The organism is Thermophilibacter provencensis, assembly GCF_900128445.1.
GTDB lineage: Bacteria > Actinomycetota > Coriobacteriia > Coriobacteriales > Atopobiaceae > Thermophilibacter > Thermophilibacter provencensis.
In genome coordinates, this window is the sequence record NZ_LT671417.1 from 601,174 (window position 1) to 616,077 (window position 14,904).

The window sequence follows — 14,904 nt, forward strand, 5'->3', positions numbered from 1 at the left end:
AAGTCGATTGTGCAGAACTCGATTCTGCCTTTGAGGCTATGCGCCGGCAGTGTCAATGCGGCCTGAGTCGCCCATAGAGCGACTCAGGCCGCATTGGACGGAAGATGATATTTGCCAGCCCGGCCAATTCGAGCCCAAAAAGCTTGGCGGCTATACACGAGTGGCTCTCCGATCTCCCGGAGCGCCACACGGACGGCGGCGATCTTGACGACGCGACGAACATGGCTGCAGAGGGTTCGGGCTCGTAATCAAGCCCTTTATCGGGAACGGCCGCGCGCGTTGGGACAACGCTCGGCGCATCGGTTTCGGAGAGCGTTCAAGAGTCGCTCCCTCGGTGGACATTGATCCCTAGAGTTCCAGTCGACGAAAATGCGGCCGGGCCCGAACACTCACGTCCGGGCCCGGCCGATGTGCAAAAGTGACTGTCCCTTTTGCACGCTAGCAGGTGGCGCCGCCGATGATGGTCTTGCTGAGGATGGCGTCCTTGTCGATGGGCGCGGTCAGCAGCTTGTCCTGCACGTAGTCAAAGCCGAGGCGCGCCACGGTGTCGGCAAAGCGCTCGCCGCTTAGGCCCCCGTCGCGGAAGAAGAGGATCGCGCGCTCCACGAGGTCCATGACCTCGTCCTCGCTGGTGAAGATCTTGTCAAGCGCTCGGCCGTGCGCGACCTTCTTGCCCCAGCGCCCGCCAATGTAGACCTTATAGCCCGTAAGCCCCTCGGTAACGGCGCCGAACGGGCACGCGCCCACGCAGCGGCCGCAGTGGTTGCACGCGGATTCGTCGATGGTGATCTTGCCGTCCGGCCCGATCTGCGCGTCGCCCATCGGGCATGTCTTCACGACCTGGCAGACCTTGCAGGCGCGGCACTTCTCGAGGTCGACCTGCGGCACGCGCTGGCCAACAATTCCCAGGTCGTTGAGGTCGGGCTTGACGCACATGTTGGGGCAGCCGCCCACGGCGATCTTGAACTTGTGCGGCAGGTCCACGCCGTGATAGCCCACGTAGAAGCGCTCGTGCAGCTTCTCGGAGAGGTCGAAGGTGTCGATGAGGCCGTACTGGCAGGTGGTTCCCTTGCAGCTCACCACCGGGCGCACCTTGGAGCCGGTGCCGCCGGCGTCCAGGCCGCGGTCCTGGAGAAAGCCGATGCACGCGTCGATGCTGTCGTACTTCACGCCCTGGATCTCCAGCGTGAGGCGCGTGGTCATCGTGACCTCGCCGGAGCCAAAGCGCTCGGCGGCCTCGGCCACGGCGCGCTGCTCGTCTACCGTGATCTTGCCGTTGCGCGTGATCACGCGGATGTTGAAGACGTCGTCGTAGCGCTTGTCCAGCAGGCAGCCCAGGCCCTTGAGGCGCTTGATCTCGGCGGCGGGGAGCTTCTTGCCCGCCGGGCGAGGCACGCGGACCTCGTTGAACGTCACGCCGCCCTCGAGCACGCGCGTCGCTGTGTATCCGGCGGCCTTGAGGCGGTTCTGCGCAAAGTAGCCGCGCTTGCCCTTGGCGCACACCAGCAGGAGCTTCTCGCCCTTCTCGTGACCGGGCAGCCCGTCCGGGCCGATTCTGGTGAGGTCCACCCACTCCGCGCCGGGAATCGTGGGCGCGGGCAGCACGTCGATGACGTGGTAGTCTGCGGCGGCGCCGGCGGCGTACTCGGCCGGGGTGAAGCTCTCGAGCTCGCCGGCGAGCTTGTTCTCCAGGATGTAGCCCGTTGTGACCAGCGGGTGAATGGCGGTCGAGAAGGGCGGCGCATAGGAGAGGTCCATCAGGTCCAGGTCCTCCACGCGCGCCTTCTGGTAGAGCGCGGTCACGACGACGTCCACGACCTTGTCCACGGCGCCGGCGCCCAGCACCTGCACTCCGAGCAGGCGGTGCGTTGCGCGGTCCGCGAGGAGCTTCACGCAGAAGCTCGAGGAGCCGGGGTAGTAGTGGGCCTTGTCGTCCACTACGGAAACCACGCTCACCGGGTCAAAGCCCGCCTCGCGCGCCGCGGTCTCGGTGAGTCCGGTGCGGCCGCCGTTCAGCGTGGGCAGCAGGCGCACCACGCCGGTGCCGAGCGCGCCGGGGTAGGGGGTCGGCGTGCCCGTGAGCGTGCGGGCGATTGCGCGGCCGGCGATGTTGGCCGTGGACCCCATGGCGCTCCAGAACGGGCGGCCGGTGATGGCGTTCTTGACCTCGGCGCAGTCTCCGGCGGCGTAGACGTCCTCCAGGTTGGTGGCACCGAACTCGTCCACGACCACGCAGCCCTTGTCGAGCGCGATTCCGGAGCCCTCGAGCCACGCGGTGTTGGGCCTGATGCCAATGGAGAGAATCACGAGGTCCGCCGGCAGCGTCCCCGCGCCGGTCTCCACGCCCTCGACCCTGCCGCTGCCCGTGATGGCCTTGAGCGGGCATGACGTCATGACGCGCATGCCGGCGGCCTTGAGCTGGCGCTGAGCGAAGCCGGCCATCTCGGGGTCAAAGACGTTGGGCAGAATCTGCGGCAGCGCATCGATCACGGTGACGGAGAGGCCGCGTGCGAGCAGGTTCTCGGCCACCTCCAGGCCGATGAAGCCGGCGCCCACGATCACTGCGCGGCGCGCCCCGGCGTCGGCGTAGTCACGGATCGCCTCGGCGTCGTCGGGCGTGCGCACGGTGAAGACGCCGGGTAGGTCGGTTCCGGGGATGCCTGCGGGCACGAGCGGCGATGCGCCGGTGGCAATGACCAGCCTGTCGTAGGGCTCGGCGTGCTCGGAGCCGTCCTTCTCGCGAACCGTAACCTCGTGCGCGGCGGCGTCAAGCGCCACGGCCTCCACGCCCGCGCGCACCTCCGCGCCGGTGAGCCCCTCATAGGCGGCCGGCGTGTTGACGATGAGCTCGCCGCGCGTCTGGATGCCCCCTCCGATGTAGTACGGCAGGCCGCAGCCGGCGTAGCTGATGTCCTCGCTCTTGGTCACAACCACGACCTCGGCCGAGCGGTCGCACCGCTTGAGCTTGGCCGCGACCTTGGTTCCGGCGGCCACGCCGCCTACGATCAGGTACCTCATGGCGTTCCTCTCCGTTGGCGCCGCCCCTCGCGGCGCACATTCCCATGGTAGGACCGCGCATCGAGGTTTTTATCGGCAATCGGCGAGGAGCACGCTCAACTCGGCCTATCATGCTGCTCAGGCGAGAAGAACGGGAGGTCCCATGCCCCGCACGGCAGTTTTCAGCGACATCGACGGAACGTTGCTCAACTCCGCCCATCAGGTGACGACGCGCACGCGCGACGCCATCCGCGCGGTGCAGGCGGCGGGCGTGCCCTTTGTCATCGTGACGGCCCGCGGTGTCTCAGGGACCTATCCGCTCCTCGAGCAGCAGGACATCTCATGCACGGTGGTCACCTACAGCGGCGGCGTCATCATGGACGAGGGGCGCAACGTCATCCACCACCACGGGCTCACGCGCGCGCAGGCCCAGGAGGTCGTCGACTTTGCCGAGGCCGAGGGGCTGGACATGACCTGGAGCGCCTACTCCTTCGAGGACTGGGTGGCGCCCGACCGCGCCGACCCGCGCCTGCTCCAGGAGGAGCGCATCGTGATGGCCGAGGCGCGCGAGGGCACCATCGCCTCCATAGGGCGCGACGAGGTGCAGAAGATCCTCTGCCTCTGCACGCCCGGCAGCACCAAGGAGGTCGAACGCCGCCTCAAGGGGCGCTTCCCCGAGTTTGCCATCGCCATCTCCTCAGAGACCCTCATCGAGGTCATGCCCGCCGGGTCGAGTAAGGCGGGCGCGGTCCACACCCTCTGCGATCTCTGGGGGATTGATCCGGCCGACGCCCTCGCGTTCGGAGACAACTACAATGACCTTCCCATGCTCGACGCTGTCGGCCACGGCTACCTCATGGGCAACGCGCCGGCGGAGCTCCTGGCCCGCGCATCGCTCGTCGCCCCCACAAACGACGAGGACGGCGTGGCCCGCGTGCTCGAGCGCCTTGGCCTCATATGACAAAGGTGACAGGGTCAACTGTCACAAACGAAAGGAGAACCCCATGAAGGTTGCCATTCCTACCCTGGGCAAGGGCGGTCTGGACTGCGAGCGCTCCGGCCACTTTGGCCACTGCGACTGCTTCACCGTGGTCGACGTGCGGGATGGCGAGGTCGGCGACGTGACCGTCATCGACAACCCGCCCCACGAGGAGGGCGGCTGCATGCGCCCCGTGGCGCTTCTTGCCCAGAACGGCATCGACGCCATCGTGGCCGCGGGCATGGGCATGCGCCCGATGATGGGCTTTGCGCAGGCCGGCATCACCGTCTTCTTTGAGAACCAGACCCCGGGTGTCGGCGACGTCGCGCAGATGGCCGCCGCCGGCACGCTCCCCGTCATGGGCGAGGAGCACGCCTGCCACCACTAGCGTGCCCCGTGCCCTGGTCATAGCCGGCTGCCTTTCCGGCGAGAAGGACGACGCGGGCGTGGCCGCGCTCGTGGACGGGCTTGCGTCGGCGGTCGGCGCCGACATGACGCTGAGGGCGCGAACGGGCGGCAGGCTCGTGGGCCAGGCCCTGCCGGACGTGCTGGCCGATCTGCGCTCCGGAGGCGTGCGCCGCGCCCTTGTGGTTACGACGCATGTGGCGGATGGCCGGCTGCAGCGCGCGGCGGCGTCGGCGGTGCGCGACGCCGCGCCCGGCTTTGAGTCGCTGGGCCTCGCGCCCCCCTTGCTTGCGGGCGAGAGGGACCATGCGGCCGTTGCCGCGGCGCTCGACGAGGCCCTGCCCGCGCGTCCCGGTCGAGTCGTGGCCCTTGCCGGGCACCGCGGGCCGGAGTGCGAGGCCGCGCTTGCCGGCATCGAGGGCGCCCTTCGGGAGCGCGGGCGCGGCGACGTGCTCGTGGATGCTCCGGAGCGCCTGGTCGCGCGTCTGGAGGGGTCGGACCCCAAGGTCCTTCTCGGCCCGTTTTTGATGGCGCTCGGCCACCACGCGCGCCACGAGGTGCTGGGCGAGCTTGCGCGGAGCCTCTCGGCGGACGTCTGGCCCCACGCCCTCGCCGAGCTGTCCGCCATCCGGCGTCTCGTAATCAGCCATGCCATGAGCAGCCTGTGAATTGGGGACAGTCCCCAATTCACATAAATCATTTGTGCAAATTGGGGACTGTCCCCAATTGACAGAAAGGACCGACCATGAAGCTCGTCATTGCCTCTGACATCCACGGCGCCGCCGATGCCTGCGCGCGGCTCATGTCTGCCATCGAGGCGGAGTCCCCTGACCGCGTGGTCCTTCTCGGCGACCTGCTCTATCACGGGCCGCGCAACGACCTGCCCAGGGACTACGCGCCCAAGCGCGTCATCGAGATGCTCAACTCCATCGCGGACCGCGTGATCGCCGTGCGCGGCAACTGCGAGGCCGAGGTCGACCAGATGGTCCTCGCGTTCCCCTGCATGGCGGACCACAACGTTCTTCTTGACCCCGGGGCGGAGGGCGGCCCCTACACGCTCTTCCTCACTCACGGCCACGTCTACGGTCCCGGCTACCACAACAGTGTGGACTCCTGGCCCGTGCTTCCGCCGCGCTCTGCGCTGGTCTACGGCCACACTCACATCAAGGTCAGCGAGAAGGACGCGGAGCACGGCGCCTGGGTCTTCAATCCCGGGTCGGCGGGCATCCCCAAGGACGGATCGGCCAGCTATGGCGTCTACGAGAGCGGGCGCTTTGAGCATCGGATGCTGTAGGTGCCCCCTTTGCTCTCCTGACCCCTCAACAACGTGCTTTAAAAAATCTCATGTGTAGAGACTTAGATTATGTATAGAATCGAGGCGCAGAGGGGATAAACTCAACCGTACAGACGGGAAACAGGCGAGCGGGTCCGCGCGGGGCGCGGGCCCCACGCAGGAAAAGGAGAGCATCATGGGCAAGATTCTCGGTATCGACCTTGGTACCACCAACTCCGCGATGGCGGTCCTCGAGGGCGGCGAGCCCACGATCATCGTCAACGCCGAGGGCGACCGCACCACCCCGTCCGTCGTGGGCTTCCGCTCCGACGGCGACCGCATCGTCGGCAAGGCGGCCAAGAACCAGGCCGTCACCAACCCCACCAACACGGTCTTCTCGATCAAGCGCTTCATGGGCCGTCGCTACGACGAGGTCGGCTCAGAGCTCAAGACCGTCCCGTACAAGGTCAAGAGCGGCACCGGCTCGCGTGCGGTCGTTGAGATCGACGGCGAGGACTTCACCCCCGAGCAGATCAGCGCCATGATCCTCTCCAAGATGAAGGCCGATGCCGAGAAGTACCTCGGCGAGCCCGTCACCGATGCCGTCATCACCGTCCCGGCCTACTTCAACGACGCGCAGCGCCAGGCCACCAAGGACGCGGGCAAGATCGCCGGCCTCAACGTCCAGCGCATCGTCAACGAGCCCACGGCCGCCGCGCTCGCGTACGGCCTCGACAAGAAGGGCATCGACCAGAAGGTCCTGGTCTTCGACCTGGGCGGCGGCACCTTCGACGTGTCGCTCCTCGACCTCGCCGACGGCGTCGTGGAGGTCCTTGCCACCAACGGCGACAACCACCTCGGCGGCGATGACTGGGACCAGCGTGTCATCGACTGGCTTGCCGACAAGTTCCAGTCCGACAACGGCATCGACCTGCGCAAGGACCCCATGGCCCTGCAGCGCCTGAAGGAGGCCGCGGAGAACGCCAAGAAGGAGCTCTCCTCCGCCCAGCAGGCCCAGATCAACCTGCCGTTCATCACCGCTGACGCCACCGGCCCCAAGCACCTCGACTACACGCTGACCCGCGCCGAGTTCGAGCGCATCACCCGCGACCTGCTCGACCGCTGCAAGGGCCCCGTCACCAAGGCCCTGCACGACGCCAACCTGCAGCTCTCCGAGGTCAACGAGGTCATCCTCGTCGGCGGCTCCAGCCGCATGCCCGCCGTCCAGGAGCTCGTCAAGCAGATGACCGGCAAGCAGCCCAACATGTCCGTGAACCCGGACGAGGTCGTGGCCGACGGCGCCGCCGTCCAGGGCGGCGTCCTCACCGGCGACGTCTCGGGCATCCTGCTGCTCGACGTCACGCCGCTGTCCCTGGGCGTCGAGACCATGGGCGGCGTCATGACCAAGATGATCGACCGCAACACCACGATCCCCACGTCCAAGACCGAGATCTACTCCACGGCCGCCGACAACCAGACGTCCGTCGAGATCAACGTCCTGCAGGGCGAGCGTGAGATGGCCGCGGACAACAAGTCCCTCGGCAAGTTCAACCTGACCGGCATCCCGGCCGCCCGCCGCGGCGTGCCGCAGATCGAGGTCACCTTCGACATCGACGCCAACGGCATCGTGAAGGTCACCGCCAAGGACAAGGCCACCGGCAAGAGCCAGCAGATCACCATCTCCGGCTCCACCGCCCTCTCCGATGACGAGGTCGACCGCATGGTCAAGGACGCCGAGGCCCACGCCGAGGAGGACAAGAAGCACAAGGACGAGATCGAGGTCCGCAACCAGGTCGACTCGCTTGCCTACAGCACCGAGCAGACCCTCAAGGACCTGGGCGACAAGGTCCCGGCCGACCAGAAGAAGGCCGCCGAGGATGCCGTGGCCGAGGCCAAGAAGGCCCTCGACGGCACCGACGTGGACGCCATCCGCGCCGCGGGCGACAAGCTCCAGGAGGTTGGCCACAAGCTCGCCGAGGTCGTCTACTCCGCCACGCAGGACGAGGCGGCCCAGGGCGGCGCGGGCGCGCAGGGCGGTTCGGCCAACGATGTCGTCGACGCCGACTACGAGGTCGTGGATGACGACAAGAACAACTAGTTCACGGGCCGTACGTAACAGATTGGGAACGGGGGCGGCCACGGCTACGCGGCCGCCCCTCGTGCAAAGAGGACCGTGCAAAAGGGACAGGCACTTTTGCACGCCGAACAGTTCGAGGAGGGTGACGTGAAGGTGCCCATCGAGGTAGAGGACGAGAAGAACGAGGCCATGGAGCCGGAGGACGTCGAGCCGGAGCCGGAGGACGTCGAGCCGGAGGCCTCCGAGGCGGACATGGATTCGGACGAGGAGCGCGCTCGCGTGGAGGCCGCCATCCGCGCCGGCGAGGAGGCTGCCGAGCGCGAGCTTGCCGCCGATGCGAGCAAGATCCGCGAGGAGCGCGACGAGCTGCAGAAGAAGCTCGCCGACGTTGAGGACCAGATCGAGGCCGCCAAGAAGGAGGCCTCCGAGGCCACGGAGCGCATGCTGCGCCTCCAGGCCGACTGGGACAACTATCGCCGTCGCACCGCCGCCGAGCGGCTTGCCGAGAAGGAGCGTGCGGCGGAGAAGCTGGTCACCGACCTGCTGCCGGTGATCGACGACATCGAGCGCGCCATCGAGCACGCCGGCGTCACCGAGGGCGACACGCAGTTCCAGCAGTTCGTTGACGGCGTCTCCGCGGTTCACGCCAAGATGCTCGGCGTGCTCGAGAAGGAGGGCGTCGAGCCCATCGACCCGGCGGGCGAGCCGTTCGAGCCGCTCGCGCACCAGGCCGTCGGCCGCGTCGAGGACAAGGACGCCTATGACGAGACCGTGGCCCAGGTCTATCAGAAGGGCTACAGGATGGGCGACAAGGTCATCCGCACCGCCATGGTGACGGTGACCTACGGCGGCCCCAAGCGCCCCGCCGAGGAGGAGTAACGTCGCCAGCGTGCAAAGGGGACAGTCGCTTTTGCACGCGCGCGGATTGGTTGGACGGCGCGCAAAGGTGACTGTCCCCTTTGCACGCCCTATCAGGAGGGAGGCTCGTGCAGGATGGCAACTAAGCGAAGCTACTATGACGTTCTGGGCGTGAAGCGCGACGCCTCTGATGACGAGATCAAGAAGGCGTTCCGCAAGCTGGCGGCCAAGTACCACCCGGACGCCGGCGGCGACGAGCAGAAGTTCAAGGAGGTCAGCGAGGCCTACACCACGCTCTCTGACCCCAAGAAGCGCCGCGAGTACGATCAGATGCTCATGTTCGGCGGCATCCCGGGGGCCGACTTTGGCGGCTCGGGCGGCCGTGGGCGCTACACCTACACCACCAACGTGGGCGGCGACTGGTCCGACATATTTGACAACATGCGCGGCGGCGACGGCGGCTTTGGCGGTTTCGACTTCTCGTCGATCTTCGGCGGGGCCGCGGGCCGCGCCGCCAACCGCCCCGTCAAGGGCAGCGACCTCACCATGTCCGTGGACGTCACCGCCGAGGAGGCCTTCCGCGGCGCCACGCGCAAGGCCACCTACCGCGTGCCCTCCACGGGCGAGGAGCAGACGCTCACCATCAAGATCCCGGCCGGCGCCGTGGACGGCGGCAAGCTCCGCTACCGCGGGCGCGGCGAGTACGGCGCCAACGGCGGCGACCGCGGCGACCTCGTGATCACCACGCACGTGGCCGAGCACCCGATCTTCAAGCGCGACGGTGCGGACGTGCGGATGGACCTTCCCATCAGCATGTACGAGGCCGCGCTCGGAGCCACCGTGGAGGTCCCCACGCCCGACGGCACCGAGGTGCGCCTCAAGGTCCCGGCCGGCACGCAGGACGGCAAGACCTTCCGCTTCCGCGACCTGGGCGCCCCCAACGTCAAGCGCAAGGGGACGCGCGGCGCGCTCTACGTGACGGTGCGCGTGAAGGTCCCGACGCTCGTCACCAAGAAGGAGCGCGATGCGCTCGAGGCGCTGCGCGACGCCGATACGCGCGACTATCGCGAGGAGGTCAAGCGCTATGGCACGCAGCACTAGCGAGGAGCGCGGCCGGGGGGTCGGTCCGGAGCGCGGTCGGGAGGGCCGCGACCGCGACAAGCCCCTCTACATGATCAGCGTTGCCGCCGAGCTCACGGGCATGCACCCGCAGACCCTGCGCGTCTACGAGCAGAAGGGCCTCGTCACGCCCGGGCGCTCGCGCGGCAACACGCGTCTCTACTCGCAGTCCGACATCGACCGGCTGAACCTCATCTCCAAGCTCACCGATGAGGGCATCAACCTCGCTGGCGTTGTGCGCATCCTCGACATGCGCGAACGCATGCTCGCGCGCGAGGACGAGCTTGAGGAGCTGCGCCGGCGTGTTCGCGAGCTCGAGGACGAGGTCCACGAGTTTCGCATGCAGGAGAAGATCACGGCGCTCGCCCGCTACGACAGCGCGGGCAGCCCCGAGCAGGTCATGAGGCGCCTGCTGCTTAACGGCGCCCCGGACCCTGAGAAATAGGATAAATTCGCCTTCCACCGGGTTGCCGCGCCGTTCGGGAGTGCCGCCTGAGGCGGTCATCGACGTGCCCGGGTGGCAGAAAGGTGGCCGGACGTTGCTTCGCAGTGCACAGCATTGTCCCTCCGCACCGCCAAATCGCATGTATCCCGATGCCCTTCCGCCCCGTTCTTCTCGACAGCCCTTCGGCATGCGCGCAGAGAAAATCTATCATGTAGAGACTTAGATTTGCGTATACGCCCCAGCTGGCGCGGGAACAATAGTCGTTGATGAACAACGACCCAGAAGGGGGCAACCATGAGACTCGACAAGTGGGCCGTCACGGCCCAGGAGGCGCTTCAGGCCTCCATCGGCATCGCCACCGATGCCAACGCTGGGCAGCTCATGCCCATCCACCTGCTCAAGGCGCTGCTCAGCTCCGGCGAGCACAACCTGCGCGCCATCATCGAGCGCGTGGGCGCGGACCCGGCCGGCATCGAGTCCCAGGTGGACCAGGCCATCGCGCGCCAGCCGCGCGTCACCGGCGATGCCAGCCAGATGGGGATGGGCGACGCCCTCGTCCGCGTGACCAACGCGGCGGAGAAGCTCGCCACCAAGATGGGGGACTCCTACGTCACCACCGAGCACCTGCTCTGCGCGCTCGCCGACGCCAAGGACGAGGCCGGCTCCATCCTCAAGGCCGCCGGCGTCACTTCCAAGCGCGTCGAGGAGGCATACAACGACCTGCGCGGGGATGAGCGCGTGACCAGCCAGGACTCCAAGCCGGAGTTCGAGGCGCTCGAGAAGTACGGCCGCAACGTGACGGACCTCGCGCGCCAGGGCAAGCTCGACCCGATCATCGGCCGCGTGGAGGAGATTCGCCGCACCATCCAGGTGCTCAGCCGCCGTACCAAGAACAACCCCGTGCTCATCGGCGAGCCCGGCGTGGGCAAGACCGCCATCGTGGAGGGCCTCGCGCAGCGCATCGTCAACGGCGACGTGCCGTCCACCCTGCGCGACAAGGAGCTCATCGAGCTTGACATGTCCGCGCTCGTGGCGGGCGCCAAGTACCGCGGCGAGTTCGAGGACCGCCTGAAGTCCGTGCTCAAGGAGGTCGAGAAGTCCGACGGCCGGATCATCCTCTTCATCGACGAGCTCCACACCATCGTGGGCGCTGGTGCCACGGAGGGCTCCATGGACGCCGGCAACATCCTGAAGCCCGCCCTCGCGCGCGGCACGCTGCACGCCATCGGCGCCACCACGCTGGACGAGTACCGCAAGTACATCGAGAAGGACGCGGCCCTCGCGCGACGCTTCCAGACCGTCATGGTCTCCGAGCCCACCGTCGAGGACACGATCTCCATCCTGCGTGGCATCAAGGACCGCTACGAGCAGCACCACCGCGTCCGTATCACGGACTCCGCGCTGGTCAGCGCCGCCGACCTCTCCAACCGCTACATCTCTGACCGGTTCCTGCCGGACAAGGCCATCGACCTCGTCGACGAGGCGGCGAGCCGCCTGCGCATGGAGCTCGACTCCATGCCGGCCGACATCGACGCCGTGGACCGCCAGCTCACGCAGATGCAGATCGAGGAGCAGGCCCTCATGAAGGAGGAGGACGCCGCCAGCAAGGAGCGCCTCGAGACCCTGCGCGGCGAGATCGCCACCACGCGCGAGAAGCTCGACGGCATGAAGGCGAAGTGGGAGAACGAGAAGGGCGCCATCGACCGCGTGCAGGACCTCAAGTCCAAGATCGAGGACGCGCGCGTGGAGATGGAGCGCGTGACCCGCGAGGGCAACCTCGCGCGCGCCTCCGAGCTGCGCTACTCCACGATCCCGAGTCTCCAGCACGAGTACGACGAGGCCGAGGCCGCGCTCACCGCGCGCCAGGAGGAGGGGGGACTCCTCAAGGAGGAGGTTACCTCGGAGGAGATCGCGGAGGTCGTGAGCTCCTGGACCGGCGTGCCCGTCTCAAAGATGATGCAGGGCGAGATGGACAAGCTCAAGAACCTGGAGAGCGAGCTGCACAAGCGCGTCGTGGGCCAGGACGAGGCCGTCTCCGCCGTGGCCGCGGCCGTGCGTCGCAGCCGCGCGGGCCTCTCCGACCCCAACCGCCCCATCGGCAGCTTCTTCTTCCTCGGCCCCACCGGCGTGGGCAAGACGGAGCTCGCCAAGGCGCTCGCGGAGAACCTCTTCGACGACGAGCGGGCGCTCGTGCGCATCGACATGTCCGAGTACATGGAGAAGTTCAGCGTCCAGCGCCTCATCGGCGCGCCTCCCGGATACGTGGGCTACGACGAGGGCGGACAGCTCACCGAGGCCGTGCGCCGTCGCCCGTACTCCGTGATCCTCCTGGACGAGATGGAGAAGGCGCACCCTGACGTCTTCAACATCCTGCTGCAGGTCCTGGATGACGGCCGCCTCACCGACGGCCAGGGGCGCGTGGTGAGCTTCAAGAACACGATCATCATCATGACGTCCAACGTGGGCAGCCAGTTCATCGCTGGCGCCAACGCGGCGAGCGACCCGGACGAGGTCCAGCGCGAGGTCAACAACGCCCTGCGCCAGACTTTCAAGCCGGAGTTCCTGAACCGCATCGACGACGTGGTGGTCTTCCACGCCCTCGGCCTTGAGGACATCGAGAAGATCGTCGACATTCAGCTGCGCGACGTGCGCGACCGGCTCGGCCGTGACCGCATCCAGCTCGTGCTGACGCCTGCGGCCAAGCAGTCGCTCGCCCTCGACGGCCTCGACCCGGTCTACGGCGCGCGCCCGCTCAAGCGACTCATCCAGCGGCAGGTGGTGGACTCGGTGGCCAATCTCATCATCGGTGGCGAGCTCAGCGAGGGCGACACGGTCCGCGTTGACGTGGGTCCCGACGACCGCCTCTTCGCGGCGCGCGACGATGCGTCGAGCCACGACGGCGAGCCCCTCGAGCCCGACTCCGTGGAGTAGCGCCCGCCAGCGTCGGTCGCCGACAGCCTGACAAAGGTGACAGGGTCAACTGTCATGATTTTCATGACAGTTGACCCTGTCACCTTTGTCAGGCCTTAGTCGGGCCCTGTCGCCCTTGTCGGCCTTTGATTTACGATAGAGGCACCACTCATCGACAGGTTGGGGACGACATGGCACAGGACGAGAAGAACCCTCTGGGCGAGACCGTGGCGATGCCGCCCGACTCCGACCCAGGCGCCACGCAGCTTGCGGACGCGGCGCCGACGCGCCGCGTCGCATCAGAGGCCCTGCCAACGATCGTGCTGCCCTCCGAGAAGGACGCGCCCAAGCAGCCCGCCGAGGCGGGTGACGGCATCGACGCCCTCGGCGACCCGTACTTCTCGCCCGTCGTGCCAAACGACCTCACGGAGGCGCGCGTTCCCGTCTCCATCCCGTCCCCGGTTCAGAGCCTGCCCGAGCGCAAGCGCCGTCTGCCGCGCTGGGCGGTGGCCCTCATCGTCGTGGTCCTTCTCGCCTGCGCGGGCGGTGTTGCGTACTACACCTACGACCAAGAGCTATGGGGCGGCAAGACCATTCCCCGCGTCGTCGGCCTCACGCAGGAGGAGGCGACGCGCGCCCTCGAGAACCTCGGCTTTGTCGTGAGCGTGGAGTCCGTCGCGGCGGATGACGGGTTTGGCGTCGTGCGGGCGTGCAGCCCGTCGGAGGGCCAGCGCGTCGACCCCGCAGATGGCGCCACCATCTCCGTGGCAAGCCAGCGCACCATACCCCAGATCGTGGGAATGGACGTCGAGTCCGCCCATCAGGCTCTTCTGGACGCGGGCGCGGAGAACGTCACGCTCTCGTACCAGAACTCAGACCAGCCCGCCGGGACGGTTCTGGCCGTGAGCCCCGAGGAGGGAAGCGCGTTCGTCTCGTCCGACCCCATCACCGTGACCGTGGCGCGGGCGTTCACCGTCCCGGCGCTCGAGGGGATGTCCCTCTCAGACGCTCAGGCCCAGCTCGAGGCAGGCGGCCTGACCTCGTCCGTCATCTACGTCGAGTCCGATGCGGAGAAGAACACCGTGGTGAGCCTCGACCCGCCCGCGGGAACCGAGGTCGCGGCAGGCGCAACCATCACCTTGGCGGTGGCGACGCCCATGCCCAGCGAGCCCTATGACCTGATGGGGTATCTCGAGGCGGCGCCCCAGGCGCTCTCCGCGTACCTTGCGGATGCGGGATACACGCTCGACTACGGCGAGATCTACGCCTCGGGCGGCAACGCGCACGTCGCCTATACGGGTGCCTCGGGCGACCTCATCCAGATAACCAACGAGCCCGAGACCGCCCATTACGCGGGCGGATCCCAGGCCGACGTGCTCGCGCGCGGCGCGGGGGTGGGCGGCGTGCGCTATGCGTTCTCTGCGGAGACCCTGCCCGAGGGCGGCGCGACCGAGAGCGAGTCGGGCATCCGTGCCGTCATGGAGGCATGCGGGCTCGAGGGCCTGCTCGACACCTGCACGGAGGGCGATATCGTCGCACCCATACCGGAGGAGGAGCCCCAGGAGCCTACGGAGCCCGAGGATCCCGCGGATGAGGGTGGCGCCGGCGAGGACAATGCCTCGGCGGGGGAGTCCACGGAGCCCGCCCATCACTTCATCTGCGGCTATGGCCGGCAGGGTGACTACACGTGGGCGGTCATCATCGGCGGCTACGAGGGGTCCACGCGCGTGGTGGCGCTCGCAGCGCCGACGGCGCACTTCTCTTCCGTCGACCTCTCGAGCTTTGGCGGGAGCGTCTGCGACTACATTGCCTACATCGACCAATATACGGGGTGATGCGTC

11 protein-coding genes are annotated in these 14,904 nt (G+C 67.7%); 10 read left to right on the top strand and 1 reads right to left on the bottom strand.

The window, feature by feature from the left end:
* Nucleotides 1-438: 438 nt before the first annotated feature.
* A complete protein-coding gene (locus tag BQ7391_RS02655; RefSeq protein ID WP_075279185.1) occupies nt 439-3,018 on the bottom strand; it encodes an FAD-dependent oxidoreductase in 2,580 nt (859 codons plus the stop codon).
* Nucleotides 3,019-3,160: 142 nt separating this feature from the next.
* On the opposite strand from BQ7391_RS02655, the gene BQ7391_RS02660 reads away from it, so the two are divergent.
* The 10 genes from BQ7391_RS02660 to BQ7391_RS02705 all read left to right on the top strand — a co-directional run bounded on the left by BQ7391_RS02660 (nt 3,161) and on the right by BQ7391_RS02705 (nt 14,898).
* Nucleotides 3,161-3,958 carry a Cof-type HAD-IIB family hydrolase gene (locus BQ7391_RS02660; protein WP_075279186.1) on the top strand — a complete coding sequence of 266 codons (798 nt, stop codon included), beginning with the start codon at nt 3,161-3,163 and terminating at the stop codon, nt 3,956-3,958.
* A gap of 43 nt (nt 3,959-4,001) precedes the next feature.
* Nucleotides 4,002-4,364, top strand: a complete 363-nt coding sequence (locus BQ7391_RS02665) for a NifB/NifX family molybdenum-iron cluster-binding protein (RefSeq protein WP_075279187.1) — start codon at nt 4,002-4,004, stop codon at nt 4,362-4,364.
* 1 nt (nt 4,365) lies between these two features.
* Nucleotides 4,366-5,049, top strand: a complete 684-nt coding sequence (locus BQ7391_RS02670; RefSeq protein ID WP_075279188.1) for a hypothetical protein — start codon at nt 4,366-4,368, stop codon at nt 5,047-5,049.
* 77 nt (nt 5,050-5,126) lie between these two features.
* Nucleotides 5,127-5,675: a phosphodiesterase gene (gene yfcE, locus BQ7391_RS02675; RefSeq protein ID WP_075279189.1), complete on the top strand. Its 549-nt coding sequence runs from the start codon at nt 5,127-5,129 to the stop codon at nt 5,673-5,675.
* A gap of 175 nt (nt 5,676-5,850) precedes the next feature.
* Nucleotides 5,851-7,752 carry a molecular chaperone DnaK gene (gene dnaK / locus BQ7391_RS02680; protein WP_075279190.1) on the top strand — a complete coding sequence of 634 codons (1,902 nt, stop codon included), beginning with the start codon at nt 5,851-5,853 and terminating at the stop codon, nt 7,750-7,752.
* A gap of 75 nt (nt 7,753-7,827) precedes the next feature.
* Nucleotides 7,828-8,610, top strand: coding sequence for a nucleotide exchange factor GrpE (gene grpE / locus BQ7391_RS02685; protein ID WP_235858606.1), 783 nt, complete (start codon nt 7,828-7,830; stop codon nt 8,608-8,610).
* 114 nt (nt 8,611-8,724) lie between these two features.
* Nucleotides 8,725-9,690, top strand: coding sequence for a DnaJ C-terminal domain-containing protein (locus BQ7391_RS02690; protein WP_075279191.1), 966 nt, complete (start codon nt 8,725-8,727; stop codon nt 9,688-9,690).
* 70 nt (nt 9,691-9,760) lie between these two features.
* Complete coding sequence (locus tag BQ7391_RS02695; protein WP_075280845.1) at nt 9,761-10,153, top strand: heat shock protein transcriptional repressor HspR; 393 nt, start codon at nt 9,761-9,763, stop codon at nt 10,151-10,153.
* Between the two features lie 294 nt (nt 10,154-10,447).
* Nucleotides 10,448-13,084 (top strand): ATP-dependent chaperone ClpB, encoded by a 2,637-nt coding sequence (gene clpB / locus BQ7391_RS02700; RefSeq protein WP_075279192.1) that lies wholly within the window; start codon nt 10,448-10,450, stop codon nt 13,082-13,084.
* 170 nt (nt 13,085-13,254) lie between these two features.
* Nucleotides 13,255-14,898 carry a PASTA domain-containing protein gene (locus BQ7391_RS02705; RefSeq protein ID WP_075279193.1) on the top strand — a complete coding sequence of 548 codons (1,644 nt, stop codon included), beginning with the start codon at nt 13,255-13,257 and terminating at the stop codon, nt 14,896-14,898.
* Nucleotides 14,899-14,904: the final 6 nt, after the last annotated feature.

What these genes read in the sequence shown, in the direction of transcription:
- yfcE (WP_075279189.1), top strand. Translation starts at nt 5,127, where the DNA reads ATGAAGCTCGTCATTGCCTCTGACATCCACGGCGCCGCCGATGCCTGC.
- dnaK (WP_075279190.1), top strand. Translation starts at nt 5,851, where the DNA reads ATGGGCAAGATTCTCGGTATCGACCTTGGTACCACCAACTCCGCGATG.
- BQ7391_RS02665 (WP_075279187.1), top strand. Translation starts at nt 4,002, where the DNA reads ATGAAGGTTGCCATTCCTACCCTGGGCAAGGGCGGTCTGGACTGCGAG.
- BQ7391_RS02655 (WP_075279185.1), bottom strand. Translation starts at nt 3,018, where the DNA reads ATGAGGTACCTGATCGTAGGCGGCGTGGCCGCCGGAACCAAGGTCGCG.
- clpB (WP_075279192.1), top strand. Translation starts at nt 10,448, where the DNA reads ATGAGACTCGACAAGTGGGCCGTCACGGCCCAGGAGGCGCTTCAGGCC.
- BQ7391_RS02660 (WP_075279186.1), top strand. Translation starts at nt 3,161, where the DNA reads ATGCCCCGCACGGCAGTTTTCAGCGACATCGACGGAACGTTGCTCAAC.
- BQ7391_RS02695 (WP_075280845.1), top strand. Translation starts at nt 9,761, where the DNA reads ATGATCAGCGTTGCCGCCGAGCTCACGGGCATGCACCCGCAGACCCTG.
- BQ7391_RS02690 (WP_075279191.1), top strand. Translation starts at nt 8,725, where the DNA reads ATGGCAACTAAGCGAAGCTACTATGACGTTCTGGGCGTGAAGCGCGAC.
- BQ7391_RS02705 (WP_075279193.1), top strand. Translation starts at nt 13,255, where the DNA reads ATGGCACAGGACGAGAAGAACCCTCTGGGCGAGACCGTGGCGATGCCG.